Origin of the sequence: Clavibacter sp. MX14-G9D (assembly GCF_032917815.1) — a bacterium.
GTDB classification, from domain to species: Bacteria; Actinomycetota; Actinomycetes; order Actinomycetales; family Microbacteriaceae; genus Clavibacter; species Clavibacter michiganensis_K.
Genome location: NZ_JAVCVL010000047.1, coordinates 1 through 15,652 on the forward strand (window position 1 = coordinate 1; position 15,652 = coordinate 15,652).

At 74.5% G+C, this 15,652-nt stretch carries 15 protein-coding genes; 3 read left to right on the forward strand and 12 right to left on the reverse strand.

Going from position 1 to position 15,652, the window contains the following annotated elements:
- Positions 1-139 precede the first annotated feature (139 nt).
- Positions 140-1,267, reverse strand: coding sequence for a Gfo/Idh/MocA family oxidoreductase (locus Q6969_RS06295; RefSeq protein WP_317229673.1), 1,128 nt, complete (start codon positions 1,265-1,267; stop codon positions 140-142).
- Between the two features lie 196 nt (positions 1,268-1,463).
- Here Q6969_RS06295 and Q6969_RS06300 point away from each other — a divergent pair, with 196 nt between their 5' ends.
- Entirely contained in the window at positions 1,464-2,096 is a 633-nt protein-coding gene (locus Q6969_RS06300; RefSeq protein WP_317229674.1) for a helix-turn-helix domain-containing protein, read from the forward strand.
- 222 nt (positions 2,097-2,318) lie between these two features.
- Here the strand turns inward: Q6969_RS06300 and Q6969_RS06305 are convergent, their stop codons facing one another.
- Both Q6969_RS06305 and Q6969_RS06310 read right to left on the reverse strand, forming a co-directional pair.
- A complete protein-coding gene (locus Q6969_RS06305; protein WP_317229675.1) occupies positions 2,319-2,531 on the reverse strand; it encodes a hypothetical protein in 213 nt (70 codons plus the stop codon).
- Between the two features lie 101 nt (positions 2,532-2,632).
- The gene (locus Q6969_RS06310; protein ID WP_317229676.1) at positions 2,633-4,183 is read right to left on the reverse strand and encodes a DHA2 family efflux MFS transporter permease subunit; all 1,551 of its coding nucleotides are present in this window, start codon (positions 4,181-4,183) and stop codon (positions 2,633-2,635) included.
- A 167-nt stretch (positions 4,184-4,350) separates the two neighbouring features.
- On the opposite strand from Q6969_RS06310, the gene Q6969_RS06315 reads away from it, so the two are divergent.
- On the forward strand, positions 4,351-5,019 hold the full coding sequence (locus Q6969_RS06315; protein ID WP_396335522.1) for a helix-turn-helix domain-containing protein: 669 nt from the start codon (positions 4,351-4,353) through the stop codon (positions 5,017-5,019).
- A gap of 27 nt (positions 5,020-5,046) precedes the next feature.
- Here Q6969_RS06315 and Q6969_RS06320 read toward each other — a convergent pair whose 3' ends face one another.
- The 8 genes from Q6969_RS06320 to Q6969_RS06355 all read right to left on the reverse strand — a co-directional run bounded on the left by Q6969_RS06320 (position 5,047) and on the right by Q6969_RS06355 (position 14,369).
- On the reverse strand, positions 5,047-6,171 hold the full coding sequence (locus Q6969_RS06320; RefSeq protein ID WP_317229678.1) for a Fic family protein: 1,125 nt from the start codon (positions 6,169-6,171) through the stop codon (positions 5,047-5,049).
- A gap of 98 nt (positions 6,172-6,269) precedes the next feature.
- Positions 6,270-7,577, reverse strand: coding sequence for an LLM class flavin-dependent oxidoreductase (locus Q6969_RS06325; RefSeq protein WP_317229679.1), 1,308 nt, complete (start codon positions 7,575-7,577; stop codon positions 6,270-6,272).
- 2 nt (positions 7,578-7,579) lie between these two features.
- Complete coding sequence (locus Q6969_RS06330; protein WP_317229687.1) at positions 7,580-8,965, reverse strand: aminotransferase class I/II-fold pyridoxal phosphate-dependent enzyme; 1,386 nt, start codon at positions 8,963-8,965, stop codon at positions 7,580-7,582.
- Between the two features lie 2 nt (positions 8,966-8,967).
- Positions 8,968-10,155 (reverse strand): cobalamin-independent methionine synthase II family protein, encoded by a 1,188-nt coding sequence (locus Q6969_RS06335; protein ID WP_317229680.1) that lies wholly within the window; start codon positions 10,153-10,155, stop codon positions 8,968-8,970.
- Positions 10,152-11,432 (reverse strand): aminotransferase class I/II-fold pyridoxal phosphate-dependent enzyme, encoded by a 1,281-nt coding sequence (locus tag Q6969_RS06340; protein ID WP_317229681.1) that lies wholly within the window; start codon positions 11,430-11,432, stop codon positions 10,152-10,154. Before Q6969_RS06340 ends, Q6969_RS06335 begins: the two co-directional genes overlap by 4 nt.
- Positions 11,433-11,577: 145 nt before the next feature.
- Entirely contained in the window at positions 11,578-11,934 is a 357-nt protein-coding gene (locus Q6969_RS06345; protein WP_317229682.1) for a hypothetical protein, read from the reverse strand.
- A gap of 55 nt (positions 11,935-11,989) precedes the next feature.
- Positions 11,990-13,369 carry an NAD-dependent succinate-semialdehyde dehydrogenase gene (locus Q6969_RS06350; protein ID WP_317229683.1) on the reverse strand — a complete coding sequence of 460 codons (1,380 nt, stop codon included), beginning with the start codon at positions 13,367-13,369 and terminating at the stop codon, positions 11,990-11,992.
- Between the two features lie 106 nt (positions 13,370-13,475).
- On the reverse strand, positions 13,476-14,369 hold the full coding sequence (locus tag Q6969_RS06355; RefSeq protein ID WP_317229684.1) for a LysR substrate-binding domain-containing protein: 894 nt from the start codon (positions 14,367-14,369) through the stop codon (positions 13,476-13,478).
- 69 nt (positions 14,370-14,438) lie between these two features.
- Between Q6969_RS06355 and Q6969_RS06360 the strand changes: the two genes are divergently transcribed.
- Positions 14,439-15,005, forward strand: a complete 567-nt coding sequence (locus Q6969_RS06360) for a GNAT family N-acetyltransferase (RefSeq protein WP_317229685.1) — start codon at positions 14,439-14,441, stop codon at positions 15,003-15,005.
- A gap of 6 nt (positions 15,006-15,011) precedes the next feature.
- Here the strand turns inward: Q6969_RS06360 and Q6969_RS06365 are convergent, their stop codons facing one another.
- On the reverse strand, positions 15,012-15,587 hold the full coding sequence (locus Q6969_RS06365; protein ID WP_317229686.1) for a DoxX family membrane protein: 576 nt from the start codon (positions 15,585-15,587) through the stop codon (positions 15,012-15,014).
- Between the last annotated feature and the right edge of the window lie 65 nt (positions 15,588-15,652).

Below are 15,652 nucleotides of genomic sequence, written 5' to 3' on the forward strand. Positions count from 1 at the left end.
CCGCCGCCGCCGGCGACCACGACCACGTCGCCCGCGTCGTCGGTGCGGCGGAAGGACTCGGGCAGGGAGGCGAGGGTCGCGACGGCCGCGTGCGCGTGGGTGGCCGACGCCGCGGGGTCGATGCGGAGGGTGAGGGCGCTCATGCCGCGACCTCCGTCCGGGACGCGTGGTGCGCGGATCCGGCGGCCGCCGAGGCGAGGCCGCCACCGGCGCGGACGATGGCGGCGCTCTGCTCCGCGATGTCGGTCGCGAGGCCGAGGTCGGCGAGCTGCACGTCCATGGGGACGGGAGCGGCCGCGCCGGTGATCACGTCGTGCACGTGCTCCCACTCGCCCACGTAGCCGTTGTCCGGGAACGGGCCCCAGCCGGTGGTGCTCCGGGCGTCGGTGAGGGCCGCGGTGCTGGATCCGGCGTGCACGTAGGACAGGGAGAAGTCGACGTGGAGCGAGCGGTCGCGGGCGACGGCGTCGAGCGTCCACTCGGGATCCCAGGAGGCCCCGCCGATGCCGTGCACCTCGAGCACGCTCCCGCCGACCATCGCGACGATCTCGTAGCCCCACGGCTTGAGGGCGCGGGCGCTGACCACGCGCGGCGGCGCGTCGGGCAGGAGCCGGCGCGCGAGGGGCAGGTCGTGGATGGCGAGGCCGAGCACGCCGCCGCTCACCGCGGCGGCCTGCGTCTCGAGGTCGGGCTCGCCCGCCGCACGGGGCGCCGGGCGGCCGACGATCTCCGTGGCCGAGTCCTCCGAGTCGGGGTTCGGCGGGATGACGGCCGAGATCCGCACGGTGTGCGGCGCCTCCCCCGAGGCGTCCCAGGCGTCGACCGCGGCGATCCAGGCGGGGTCGAACGCGTGCATCGTCCCCACGATGACGGGCACCCCGTGCTCGGCGGACGCGGCGGCGATGGCCCGGCCCTCCTCGGCGGACACGGCCAGCGGCTTCTCGCACAGCACGGCGCGCTTGCCCGCGCGGCACGCGGCGATGACCTGCTCGGCGTGGAAGCGGTTCGGGCTGCCGATGACGACCACGGCGACGGCCGGATCGGCGATCAGGGCGTCCGCGTCGGTCGTGTGCCGGGCCCCCGCCCGTGCCGCGACCCGCTCGGCGACCTCCGCGTCGACGTCCATGACGTGGACGACGCGGAACCGGTCGGCCATGCGCGCCAACGTCGGCAGGTGGATGGCCTGCCCTACCGGTCCGGCCCCGACAAGGCCCACACCGAACACCTCTTCGCCCACGACGCCCTCGTCCCTAGCAATGATCCGCACGACGAAAACTGACTCGTCGTTTACGGTTGCGTCACTGTACGTCCGGCTTCACGGAGGCACAAGGGGGAGGATCTACATCGTGACCAAGTCGACGAGCGCCGCCCCGGGACGCCGGGGATCCGACGGCCCGACGGAAAACTTTCCGCGCGCTGATGCGGATGAGAGCGCGGCCACGGAAACGGTCGCCGGGGCCGGGATGGCGTCCCGCGGGCTGTACTCGACGGGCGTCCGCCGCCGCGCGGAGATCGTCGCGGCGGCCGTCCGCGTGTTCGGCGTCCGCGGCTACGGCGCGGCCACGATCAAGGAGATCGCCGACGAGGTCGGCGTCTCCCCCGCGGCCGTGCTCCGCTACTTCCGGAAGGAGGAGCTGCTGACGGAGGTGCTGCGGCAGTGGGACCGGCAGCAGCCGTTCGTGTCGGAGGCGGCGCCGGGCCTCCCCGCGCTCCGCGCCTTCGTCGACCTCATGCGGTACCACGTGGAGCACCGCGGCTTCCTCGAGCTGTACCTGACCTTCGCCACCGAGACGAGCGACGAGACGCATCCCGCGCACGTGTACATGCGCTCCCGGTACGCGCGGACCATCGCGCAGATCCGGGGCCGCATCGCCGAGGCCGTCGCCCTGGAGCAGGTGCCGCCGATGGACGACGCGACCCTCGACTACGAGGCCGCCTGCTTCCTCGCGATCCTCGACGGGCTCGAGATCCAGTGGATCCACAACCCGAGCCTCGACCTGCCGGCGCTGGTGGGCGAGTACGTGGAGCAGTCGATCGCGCGCTGGCGCGGCGGCACGAAGGCGGCGGTGCCGGCCGGCTCGGCGTCCTGGAACTGAGGGCATCGCCGCGCCGGGGCCGACGTCCCGAGGCGCTCCGCGACCGCGGCCGGCGACAGCGGCTGCGGGCCGGGGAACATGCCCAATGCGGGCACGAGGGCGAAGGCGTCCCGCCTGCGCAGGTAGTCCGAGTGGTACTCGAACGCTCCGGAGGTCCGGGTGCGGTGGATCCTGCCCGCTCGCACCTCCGTGCGGCCGAGCACGGTCGTCACCTCGTGGACGTCAGTCATGCCTGCGCACCCGGATCCGGTCGCGGAGCTTCTCGTCGATCATCATGCGCCCTCGCTCGGTGGCGAACGGATCGGTGGCGGCGACCACGCCGTCCCGGAGCCCCAGGACGCGCAGGACCCGCAGGGTGATCTCGAGGCTGGTGCCCTGGCCGTTCTCGAGCTCGCTGATGGTCGGTGGCGTCGTAGCGGCGCGCTCGGCGACCATCCTCGCCGTCGATCCCAGCAGCTTGCGTCGGGCGGCGAGGTCCTGCCCGACGAGCCGCAGGGATCGTCGGACAGCGACTCGAGCCGCGTCCCCGCGGGCCGCTAGTGCGCGGCCACGCCCTCCGGGAGCGGCTCCGCCGGGCGGCGCACGAAGAACGAGGCGACGATCGCGGCGAGCGAGATGAAGCCGCCGATCATGAAGGCCGCCTGCACGCCGGCCGCCGTGGCGGACACCTCGGAGAGGCCGTCGGCGACGCCGCCGACCGTCGTCGTGGTGAGCACCGTCACGAACAGGGCCGTGCCCGCGGCGCCCGCGAGCTGCTGCATCGTCGAGACCGTGGCGCTGCCGTGCGAGTAGAGGCGCGGCGGCAGGGATCCGAGGGCCGAGGTGAGCAGCGGCGTGAACATGAAGGCGAGGCCGGCGTTCAGCACCAGGTGCACCGCGATGACCCAGCCGACCGAGGTGCCCTCGTGCAGCATCGTGGTCATGCCCCACAGGGCGATGGAGACGACGATGGCGCCGGGGATGACGAGCGGGCGCGGGCCGACGCGGTCGAAGAGGCGGCCGACGATGGGCGACAGCACGGCCATGAGCGCGCCGCCCGGGAGCAGGAGGAGGCCCGTCTCGAGCGTGCCGAGCTCCAGCACGTTCTGCAGGTAGAGCGGCAGGACGATGAGGCTGCCGAACAGCGCCATCATGCTGACGCTCACCATGATCACGGCCACCACGAACGAGCGGCTGCGGAACGTGCGGAGGTCCATGAGGGCGCGGTCCTCGCGCTGCAGGCCGATCTGGCGGGCGATGAACGCGGCGAGCGCGAGCGCGCCGACCGTGATCGGGATCCACAGCGGCAGGGGCGCCTCGCCCTCCGCCGACTCGCCGAGGCTGCTGAGGCCGTAGATGAGGCCGCCGAAGGCGAGCGTGGAGAGCACCACGGAGAGGACGTCGAACGGGAGCTTCCGCGGGGTGGTCAGGTTCGTGATCTTCCACAGGCCGAGCGCCAGGGCGATGAGCGCGATCGGCAGCACGATGAGGAACATCCAGCGCCACGACAGCGCGCTGAGGATGAGGCCGGAGACCGTCGGGCCGATGGCCGGGGCCACCGCGATGACGATGGAGATGACGCCCATGAGGCGGCCGCGGCGCGCGGCGGGCACCAGGTTGAGGACGGTCGTGAACAGCAGCGGCATCATGATCGCCGTGCCGCTGGCCTGCACCACGCGGCCGATGAGCAGCACGCCGAACCCGGGCGCGATCGCCGCGACCAGGGTCCCGAGCGAGAACAGCGTCATGGCGGCGCCGAACACCTGACGGGTGGAGAAGCGCTGCAGGATGAAGCCGGTGGCCGGGATGACGACGGCCATGGTGAGCATGAAGCCGGTGGTGAGCCACTGCGCGGTGGCCGTGGTGATGTCGAGGTCGACCATGAGGCTCGGCAGCGCGACGCTCATGATCGTCTCGTTGAGGATCACGACGAAGGCGGCGACGACCAGCAGCCCGATGACGAGCGGGGCGCCGGCGGGCAGGCGCTCGTCGTCGCCGGTCGCGGGGCGGGCGGTGCCGCCGGCGGTCGCGGCGCGGTCGGCCTCCGCGAGCCCGGCAGGGGGCAGGGTCTCGTCGCGTGCGGTGTCGGCGGTGGGCGGCGTGCTCATGGGATGCGTTCTCCGGGAGTGGATGGCGGGGCGCGCGCGACGGTGCGAGGCCGGGGAGGTCCGGATGTCAGACTGGGACCGAGTGGCAGTCTATGACACAATCGGCGTCGACGACAGATGCGGCCGGACGCCGCACGCGAGCGGACGGCGGTGACGGGATGGGCGCGGTGGGCACGAGCACGGACCCCGGCGAGGCCCTGACGCCGGTGGGCGCGGGCGCGGGCGCGGGCCTCCGCGAGCGGCGGCGCATGGCGACCACCACGGAGATCAGCGAGGCCGCGCTCGCGCTCTTCGAGGAGCGCGGCATGGCGGCGACGACCATCCACGACATCGCCCAGGCCGCGGGCGTCTCCGACCGCACCTGCTTCCGCTACTTCCCGAGCAAGGAGGAGTCGGTCCTCACGCTCCACCCCGCGTTCGACCCGCCCATCGACGCCTGGCTCGCCGACGTCGACCGCGGATCCGCACCGCTCCCCCAGCTCGAGCGCGTCTACGAGCGCGTCCTGGCCTCCCTCGACGGCGAGCTCGCCGCCCTCGCCCATCAGCAGCTGCGCGTGCGGCGCCTCATGGCCGACGAGCCGCAGCTGCGCTCCGCCGCGGTCTCCCTCGACGCGACGCGCTCGTGGGAGCTGGCCGCGCGCATGACGACGGCCTTCGACGGCCGCATCACCGCCCAGGAGGCGCGCCTGGTCACCGAGCTCGCGGGCGTCGCGGTGCGCACGGCCTTCGACGAGTGGGCGGATGCGCGGGCCGCCGGCCTCGACGCGACCCTCGTCGCCTCCTACGCCGCGGTCCGCCGCCGCCTGCGCGACATCGCGGGCACCGGCGCGGCCTGATCCGTCCGCGTCCGGCGCAGACGACCGTCAGAGGGCGGGGGACCCCGGACCCCGCAGGCGTCCGACCACGGAGGAGTCGGGAGCAGGCGGCCCCTGCCGAGGCCGCCCCGCGGCCGTGTCCCCGCCCCCCACCCTGTTGCCGCGCTCGTTGAGGGCCACGAGCGCGAGATGGCGATCCGCCGTCCAGCAGACCAGGCGCCCCTTCTGGTCCTTGTTCCGCGCGAGGACGCCCGCGTCCGCCAGCTGGGTGAGCGCCCGGTGCGCGGCTACCCGGGACACCCCGTGGGTGCGCGCGGCGCTCTCCTCCGTGAGGACCGGATCGGTCGCGAGCCGATCGAGGATGCGCAGGACCACCGCGTCCGCGCGAGGTCGCGCGGGAGCCCGGCCCTCCTGTCGCCGATGCTCCACCAGACGCTCCACGCTCTCCGCGTCGAGCCGCGCGACGTCCTCCGCCAGACGGACCGCGGTGCCGGCGGCCAGCTCCGCGGCCTCCGCGAAGGCGCGCACCCACTCGTCAACCCGTCCCGCGCGGAAGGCCGTGAGCCCGGCGACGTAGGCATCCGCGTCCGCGGCGAGGACCGTCGAGATGGGGATCAGGATGTCGCGCACCGCGTCGCCCCGGCGCAGGACCGTGTGGATGAGGGCGCGACCCGTGCGGCCGTTGCCGTCGATGAACGGGTGGATGGTCTCGAACTGGGCATGCGCGATGGCCGCCCGGACGACCGGATTCCCGTCCGTGACGGTGCAGAAGCGCGCCAGGTCCTCGAGGAGCCGAGGGACCTCTTGCTCCGGCGGGGGCACGAAGTCGGCGCGGATGGGGGACCACCCCGATCCACCGACCCAGTTCTGCTCCGTCCGGATGCCCTCGTCCAGCGACGGCTCGATGACGTGCTGGAGCGCCTCGAGGTCCGGGACGGTGATCCGGTGCTCTCGATCCGCCAGCGCGTCGATCGCGTCCTCCGTGGCCCGCACGTTCGCGATCACGTCGAGGGCCACGCGCGAGCCCTGTTGCAGGAGCTCGGCGATCGCGAGGCGCTTCGGCGTGACGCGGTTGCCCTCGATCCACGAGGAGGAGATGCTCTCCGACCGGATGAGCAGGTGGTTCAGGCAGCCGGCTCGTCGGCCGATCCGCTCGTCCGCGCGCGCGAGCACGGCGAGGGCGTCGGTCGCCGACGCCGGGACTGCCGTCCTGATTAACTTTACCTACGTCAAAGTCAATCATGGACGCGTCGGAGTACGTCTGCCCTCCCTCAGCCGAACAGGTTCGCCCGCAGCCCGCCCGCGGCCAGCTCGTCGCGGAGGATCCCGCGGCGGCGGAGCACGGGCACGAGGTCGTCGAGCATCCGGTGCAGCGTCACGGGATGCAGGTCGCCGGAGAGCAGCAGGCCGTCGTTGTCGGCGTCGTCGCCCAGCTGCTCGACGAAGTCCGCGAACTGCTCCGCCGTGCCGACGAAGCCGGACCGCTCCGCGACGAGGCCCTTGCGCGCCTTCCGGGTGAGCAGCTCCCGGAGCGGTGCGTCCTCGGTGCCGCCGTAGAGCCCGGCGATGGTGCCGTGCGAGACGTGCTCGCCGAAGACGCCGCGGTCGACGGGCCGGTCGAGGTCGAGGCCCGTGAGGTCGGTCTCGAGGTCGCTCGACCAGCCGAGCGCGATGGCCCGGAGCACGTCGTCGGAGGGGTGGCGTGACGCGTCGACGACCCGGCGCGCCTCCTCCTCGCTCGGCACGATCTCGGGCTTCACGACGAAGAGGATCCGGATGCCGTCCGGACCGCGCCCCTGCCGGGCCGCCGCGTCCAGCACCTTCGCCCGGTAGGCGAGGAGCGCCGCCGGCTCGAGCGGCGCCAGGCCGAGCTGCACGTCGGACTGCGTGCCCGCGAAGGACAGACCCCGCGGGGACCCGCCGGGCGAGACGATCACCGGATCCCCGTACGCGGACGGCACGGCGTTGAGCGGGCCGTCGACGGAGAAGTGCTCCCCGCGGTGCTGGAACGCGTCGAGCCGGGCGCCGTCGGCGAAGCGCCCGGAGGCGGGATCCTCGACGAGGGCGCCGCCGTCCCAGCTGTGCCAGAGGCGGCGGACGACCGCCATCCACTCGTCGGCGCGGTCGTACGCGCCGTCGTGCGAGAGCGGTGCGCGGCCCACGTGCCGGGCGCTGCCGACGTCGGTGACCAGGTTGATCCCGAACCGGCCCGCGCTCAGGTGCTGCAGCGTCTGCGCCTGCCGGGCGGCGAGGTACGGCGGCGTGATGCCCGCGTTGACGGTGGGCACGAGCCCGATGCGCCCGGTCGCCGCGAACAGCCACGGCGCGAGCAGCAGCGGGTCGTGCTTGGGGCCGCCGTACGCGCCGCGCACGCGGAGGTCGAGCGTCTCGGGCGAGCCGAGGGAGACGGCGTCCTCCATGACGATGAGCTCGAAGCCCGCCTGCTCGAGCTCCCGGGCGGACTGCTGGTACAGGTCGGGGCGGGTCCAGTCGTGGTTCCACTCCCGGTACGGGTGGCCCCAGCCCTGCGGGCCGAAGCCGCGGGAGAGGAACCAGCCGAGGTGCTGGCGGCGGGCCACCGTCAGGATCCGGTCGCGCGGGCGGCGTCGAGGCCGCGCTCGAGGTCGCGGAGGATGTCGGCGATGTCCTCGATCCCGATGGAGACGCGGAGCAGCCCCGGCCAGATCCCCGCGGCGTCCCGCTCCTCGGGGGTGCGGCCCGCGTGCGTGGTCGACGCCGGGTGCAGCAGGAGCGAGCGGACGTCGCCGAGGTGGGTCATGCGGCTGAACAGGCGCACCGCGTCGGTGAACGCCTCGGCCGCCGGCTCGCCGCCCGCGAGCGTGAAGGAGAACACGGATCCCTGCCCGTCGGGCAGGTACCGCAGCGCCAGCTCGTGCGACGGGCTCGACTCCAGCCCCGCGTAGTCGACGGACGACACCTCGGACCGAGCCTCGAGGAAGCGCGCGACCGCGAGCGCGTTCGCCGAGTGCCGCTCGACCCGCAGCGACAGGGTCTCGATGCCCTGCCGGAGCAGGAACGAGCTGAACGGCGCGGGAGTGGGGCCGAACCGGGACGCGACGATCTCGCGGGCGTACGCGATGAACGCGCCGCGGCCGAAGCGGTCGGCCCAGCTCGCGCCGCCGAACGCGCGCTCCGGCTGGGTCAGGTGCGGGAACAGCTCCGGCCGCGCGGCCCAGTCGAAGGCGCCGCCGTCGACGACCACGCCGCCGAGCACCGAGCCGTGGCCCGCGAGGAACTTGCTCGTGGAGTGCACCACCACGTCGGCGCCGTGCTCGATCGGGCGGAGCAGGTACGGGGTCGCGAGCGTGTCGTCGACCACGAACGGCAGCCCGTGCCGGTGCGCGACGTCCGCGATGCCGGCGAGGTCGAGCAGGTCGTTCTTCGGGTTCGGGATGGGCTCGCCGAACAGCACGCGCGTCGCGGGGGTGATCCGACGGGCCCACTCGTCGAGGTCGCGGTGGTCGTCCACGAAGTCGACCCCGATGCCGAGCCGGCCGAGGTTCTGGCGGAAGAGGCCGCGGTTGCCCTCGTAGATGCTGCTCGAGGAGAGGATCCGGTCGCCGGCCTGCAGGATCGCCAGCAGCGCGGTGGTCGTCGCGGCCTGCCCGCTCGCGAGGAGGACCGCCTCGGTGCCGCCCTCGAGCTCGGCGAGCCGCCTCTCGACCTCGTCGGTGGTGGGGTTGCCGTTCCGCGTGTAGAGGTAGCCCTCGTCGACCCCGGCGAAGCGGTCGCGGGCCTCCGCGAAGCTGTCGAAGACGAAGCCGGCGGTGAGGTGCACGGGTGAGACGCGGGCCCCGTGGTCGGCGTCGACGGCGGATCCGGCGTGGACCTGGCGGGTGGTGAAGCCGGCCGTGTCCGGGGCCCTGCCGACCCGGGCGCCGTCCGCGGAGGCGAGGGACGCGTCGGGCGCGGGCGTGTCGGCCGCCGCCCGGATCCCGTCGAGCACGCTCATGCGCCGAACACCCGACGCGAGGCGATGGCCGCGCCCTCGACGAGCGCCCCGAGCTTCGCCCACGCCACGTCGGTGGCGACGAACTCGTAGCTCGCGAAGGTGGAGAGGCCGCAGTCGGTGCCGGCGATGACCCGCGTGGGGTCGCCGACCGCGTCGACGACATCGAGGATCCGGTTGGCGATCACCTGCGGGTGCTCCAGGTAGTTGGTGGTCACGTCCACCACGCCCGGGATCAGGACGGCGCCCTCCGGCAGCGGGTGGGCCCGGAACGCGGGCGCCTCGTGCTGGTGGGCGGGGTTCCCGAGCGGGATGCTGAACGCGCCGACGCGGGCCCGGTACAGGTGCGGGAGCAGCACGTCGACGGGCACGTCGTCCTGGTGCGGGCCCTGCCAGTTGCCCCAGCACACGTGCAGGCGCACCCTCTCGCGCGGGATGTCGCGGATCGCGTGGTTGAGCGCGTCCACATGCAGGTCGACGGCCGCGAGGAACTCCTCGAGGGTGGCGTCGCCGAACTGGATGACCCGCTCCATCGCGAGGTCGGGCGCGTCGAGCTGCAGGACGTGGCCGCGCGCGACGATGGCGTCGTACTCGAGCTTCAGCTGGTCGGCGAGGGCGAACACGTAGGCGCGGTCGTCGCCGTAGTGGGGGTTGGCGGCGTCGAGCAGGAGGGTCGTCGAGACGATGCCCGGGGTCGCGGCCGAGAAGAACGTGCCGGCGGGGGCGAGGCCGCGGTCCGCCTGCACGGCGAGCTCGCGGTCGAACCCGTCGAGGTCCTCCGTGATCCCGGCGAGCGCCGGGTCGTACTCGAGGAGGCCCTGCGCGACCGGCGGATCCCAGACGCGCGCCACGTCGGCGCCCTCCACGATCTGCCGCGCCTGGAAGGCGGCGTACTCCGGGAACCGGAGCGAGTCGAGCGTGGGCTTGCGGTGCCCGGCGCCGCCGAACCCGTCGATGCGCTCGAGCACGTAGGTCGAGAAGCCGACGCGGGGCACCTCGCCGTCGTTGACGACGTCGAGTCCGGTCTCGAGCTGCCGGCGCACGGTGTCGGCGACGGCCGACGCGGTGACCTCCGCCAGCTCGTCCGCGTCGAACGCGCGCCGCTGGTCGCGGGCGACGAGCAGCCGGGTCAGCTCGGGCGTGCGCGGGAGGCTGCCCGCGTGCGTGGTCAGGATGCGGTCGGTCATGCGGGGACTCCTCGGTGGGTGGCGGTGCGGGCGCGGAGGGCGGGGGCGGGGGCGCGGAGGTCCGCGCCGGCGGTCGGGGACGGAGCGGCGGCGGACGCGGATCCGGGTGCGGGCGCCGGTGCCGGTCCGGACGCGGCGAGCGCCGCGATCCGCCGCACGGCCTCCCGCAGCACGTCCGGGTCGCAGGCGAGGTTGAGGCGGGCGTGGCCGGCGCCGCCGGTGCCGTAGCAGTGGCCGGCGTTGAGGGCGACGCGGGCGCGGTCGAGGATCACGGCCGTCGGGTCGGCACCGAGGCCGAGCGGGCGGAGGTCGAGCCAGGCGAGGTAGCCGGCGGCGGGGCGGTGGTGCACCACGCCGGGCAGGTGCTCGGCGAGGAGGGAGGCGAGGAGCAGGTCGTTCGCGACGATCCGGGCGATGGCATCGTCGAGCCAGTCGGTACAGGAGAAGGCGACCACGTTCGCGTGCAGCCCGAGGATGCTCGTGCGACAGGCCACCTCCTCGACGAGGCCGCCGAGGAGGTCGTGCGTGCGCGGATCCCCCGCGATGACGAGCGAGCACTTGGCGCCCGCGAGGTTCCAGCCCTTGCTCGCCGACGTGACGCACACGGAGCTGGCGCCGAGCGCCTCGGCCAGCGGCGCGAACGGCGTGAAGGCGGTGCCCGGCAGCGTGAGCGGCGCGTGCACCTCGTCGCTGACCACGAGCACGTCGTGGCGGGCGGCCAGCCGGGCCACGGCGGCGAGGGTCCGCGCGTCGTGCACGAGCCCCATCGGGTTGTGCGGGTTGCAGAGGAGGAACGCGTCGACCCCGGAGGCGAACGCGCGCTCGAGGCCCGCGAGGTCGAGGGACGCGCGGCCGTCGGACACGAGCAGCGGCACCTCCTCGACGCGCGCGCCCGCCTCCTCCACCAGCTCGAAGAACGGCGGGTACACGGGCGGCGTGACGACCACGCGGCCGCCCCGCGGCACCGCGAGCCGCAGGGTCTCGACGATGCCGACGCTCACGTCGGTGGCGATGCGCACGCGGGACTCGTCGACGACCCAGCCCCAGCGCTCGCGGGCGAACCGGGCGAAGGCGGGCGCGAGCGGGCCGGGGCCGTCGAGGTAGCCGACGTCGGAGGCGCGGATCCGCCGCACCAGCTCGTCGACGACGGGCTCGGCGACCGCGTAGTCCATCTCGGCCACGAACAGGGGCAGCACGTCCGCGGGGAACCGCGTCCACTTGATGCTCGTGCGCTGGCCGCGGATCTCGTCGATCGGCGCCGTCGTGACCTTCACCATGACGCCACGATGCCGGGCCTCACCCCGCCGTGGCGAGCGCCCGCGTCACACGAGGACACGGGCCCCGACGGGGGACGGCGCCACCGGGAGCGGCCGGCCGGTCCGCGCGGTGCCCGCGGCGGGCGGGCGACGGCCCGCTCCGCCGCTAGGCCCAGCGGTACTGGCTGAGCGCCAGGAGCAGGGAGCCGGCCACGAGCACCACGGCGCCGGAGGCGAGGATCCCGACGACGCCGATCGCGATGCCGCCCCCGATGAGGCGCGGGCGCTCCGCCGCGTGCTGCCGCCCGTCGCGGATCCCGCGCCGGACGGCGACGATGCCGAGGACGCAGGTGGCGACCGACAGCATCGACGACGGGAACACGCCGACGTAGAGCTGCGGCTCGCCGAGCAGCCGCCCGAGCGCGATGGAGGCGACGACGCCCACCGGCCCGACGAGGCTCAGCCAGCCGAGCAGCCAGGCGCGGGACCTCGGGCGCAGGGTCGGCCCCTGTGGATCCTTCACAAGTGCAGGGTATTCGACGGGGCGGATGGGAGCGGCCGATGCGCCCCCGCCGGTGTCACGCGATGCGGATCAGCTTCCGGTTCGCGAACTCGTCGACCGCGTGGCGGCCGAGCTCACGGCCGGAGCCCGAGCGCTTCACGCCGCCGAAGGGCAGCTCGGCCGCGTCGCCCAGCACCAGGTTGACCCAGACCATGCCCGCGTCGATGCCGTCGGCCACCCGCAGGGCCTCCTCCGGATCCGTCGAGTACACGTACGAGCCGAGGCCGAACGGGGTGTCGTTGGCGAGCTCCACCGCCTCCTCCGCGGAGGAGACGCGGTACAGCGCGGCGACCGGCCCGAAGAACTCCTCGCGGTAGGCGTCCATCGCCGGCGTCACGTCGGCGAGCACCGCGGGCGGGAACATGTTCCCCACGGGCTCTCCGCTCGCGAGCACGGTCGCGCCCTGGTCGACCGCCCGGGCCAGCTGCTCGGTGAGCCGCTCGGTGGCGGCGCGCGAGGAGAGCGGGCCGAGCAGGGTGCCGTCGGCCATTGGATCCGCGGGCTGGGCCTCCGTGAGCGCGGCCGTGAAGCGGGCGGCGAAGTCGTCGTAGAGCGCGTCGATCACGAGGAAGCGCTTGGCGCCGTTGCAGGACTGGCCGTTGTTGTCGAGGCGCGCGGCCACCGCGTCGGCGACGACCGCGTCGAGGTCGTCGGTCGACAGCAGGATGAAGGGGTCGGATCCGCCGAGCTCCAGCACGACCTTCTTCAGGTGCCGTCCCGCGATCTCGGCCACGGCGGCACCCGCGCGCTCGGACCCGGTGACGGAGACGCCCTGCACGCGCGGGTCGGCGATGACGCCCTCGATCTGCTCGTTCGCGGCGAGCACGCTCACGTAGACGCCCGGGTCGGCGCCGACGTCCGCCGCCGCGTCGCGCATGATGCGCTGGATGGCCTCGGCCGACTCCGGGCACTGCGGCGCGTGCTTCAGCAGGATCGCGTTGCCGGTGACGATCGCGGGGCCCGCGAACCGGGCCACCTGGTAGTACGGGAAGTTCCACGGCATGATCCCGAGGAGGACGCCGAGGCCCGAGCGGCGCACGAACGCGGATCCGGTGCCGTCGGCCAGCGCGATGGGCTCGTCCGCGAGGAACTCCTCCGCGTTCGCCGCGTAGTAGCCGTAGATGTCGGCCGCGAAGTCGACCTCGCCGAGCGCCTGGTCGAGGGGCTTCCCCATCTCGCGCACGATGATGCGGGCCAGCTCGTCACGGCGCTCCGCGTGCAGCTCGGCGACGCGGGCGACGAGGGCGGCGCGCTCGGCGACCGTGGTGCGGCGCGACCAGCCGCGGTAGGCGCCCTCCGCCTGCGCGATCGCGTCCTGCAGCTCCGCGTCGGTGATCCCGGGATGCTCGGCGACGGTCTCGCCGGTGGTCGGATCGGTGACGGCGTAGCTGCTCATGGTGCTCCTCCTCGAACGCCGCGCGGGTGGCGCGGTCGAGCCCACGATATCGAGCGGGCACGGCCGGCAGCGGGGCGGCGCGGCGCGTGCCGGTCGGGCCTCCCCGTCAGCCCCGCCGCGCGGCGAGGAACGCGTCGACGACCGCGCGGCTGCCGTCGGCCCGGGTCGCGAGGTGCACGGTGGACACGGCCCGGGATCCGGCGAGCGGCAGCACCCGGACGGTCGCGGGCGCCCCCACCGCCGCGCTCCGCGGCGCGATCGTGACGCCGAGGCCGGCGCCCACGAGGTGCACGATCATCGTCCACGTCGACCCCTCCTGCACCACGCGGACCAGCCGCCCGCGTTCCGTGAGGGGCGCGAGGTTCCGTCGGTACGCGTCCTCGCTCGCGCGCCGCGGCGGGAGGACGAACGGCTCGTCCGCGAGGAGCGCCGCGTCCACCTCGTCGGCGTCGGCGAGGGGGTGCGCGGCCGGCACGACGGCGACGAACGGCTCGGTCACGAGCTCCCGCAGCTCCACCCCCGGGGTCGGATCCGGGTCGCGCACCACCGCGACGTCGAGCTCGCCGCGGCCGAGGGCGTCCATCAGGTCGACGGTGAAGCCCTCGCGCACGCGCACCTCCACGTCCGGGTGCCGGGCGCGGAAGCGGCGGATGCTCTCCACCGGCCCGAGGTCCGCCGCGCCGATCGCGACGGTCGAGTGCACCATGCCGATCTCCAGCCGGCCCACCTCACCGCGGGCGATGCGGGCCACCTCGTCGAGTCCCGCGTCGGCCTGGCGGAGGAGCGCCCGGCCGCGGTCGCGCAGGGCGGCGCCCGCCGGCGTCAGCGCGACGCTCCGCGAGGTGCGGGTCAGCAGCGTGACCCCGAGCCGCCGCTCGAGGCGCTGCACCTGCTGGGACAGCACGGGCTGGGCGATGCCGAGCTCCCCCGCGGCCCGCCCGAAGTGCAGCTCGTCGGCGACGGCGAGGAAGGCGCGCACGAGGCGGAGGTCGAGATCCATGCGCACACGCTATCGATCAACCGTCTTCCATATTGGACGACGACGGTGCGCAGCGACGAGGCTGGGGGCATGAGCACGAGCAGCGAGACCCGCACCCCGTCCGCCGAGGAGCCCGCCCGCGAGACGCCCGGCGAGACCCTCCTCCACACGCCCGCCCTCGAGATCGGCCCGATGCGCGACGCGGCCGACGCCGCCGCCTTCCGCGCGCTCAACGAGGCGTGGATCACCACGCACTTCGTGATCGAGCCCGAGGACGAGCGCGTGCTCGCCGACCCGCGGGGGCAGATCGTGGACCACGGCGGCGAGGTGCTGCTGGCCCGCGTGGGCGAGCGGGTCGTCGGCTGCGTCGCGCTGATCCCCGAGGGCGACGGCGTGTGGGAGCTCGCGAAGATGGCGGTCGACGAGACCGTGCGCGGACGCGGCACCGGCCGGCGCCTCCTCCACGCGGCCGTCGCCGAGGCCCGCAGCCGCGGCGCCGCCGCCCTCGTGCTCGCGAGCAGCGTCGACCTCCCGGCCGCCGTGCACCTCTACGAGGCCGTCGGCTTCCGCCACGTCGCGCCCGAGGAGGCCGGCCACGTGCCCTACGCGCGGGCGAGCGTCTTCATGCGGATGGAGCTGGATCCCGCGGCACGCTGACGGCGGTCAGGCCCGGGCGCTCCTGGCCCGGCCCAGGGCGCCGCCCCGCCGCCGCGCGAGGAGGGCGTCGACGCTCCACACGGCGCCCGCCGACGACAGGCACAGCGCCAGGGACGCGACGACGTAGCCGACGGAGGGCCCGAGGTCGGTCTGCCCGTCGCGGAACCACGGCAGGTGCATGCCCTCGGCGCCGGTCCAGATGCCGAGGCTCAGCACCGCGCTGGCGAGGAGCGTCGTGCGGGACAGGAGCCCGAGGACCAGGAGCACCGCGACCGCGGTCTCGACGATCGCGACGACGTGCGCGAAGAGCGACGGGTCCGCCAGGCCGACGCGGTTCCACAGCAGCAGCCACTCGTGCATGACGGGCGTGCCCACCTCCTCGGCCCTGCCGAGCTCGTCGGGCAGCGTCTGGCCCTCGATGAAGCCCGGCATCCACTTGAGGGCCGCGTCCACGGCCCACACGAGACCGAAGGCGATGCGGAGCGCGGCGGCGGCCCGGAGGCGGGTGAGGGTCCGCGGATCCGGGCCCGCGTGCTCCGGGAGGCGGGCGGGCAGGGGCGCGGTGGAGGGGATCGAGGTCATCGGGACATCGTGCAGGTGAGGCTGCCCTTACCTCACGACCCCTCCACAGCGGGCGACGGAGCGGG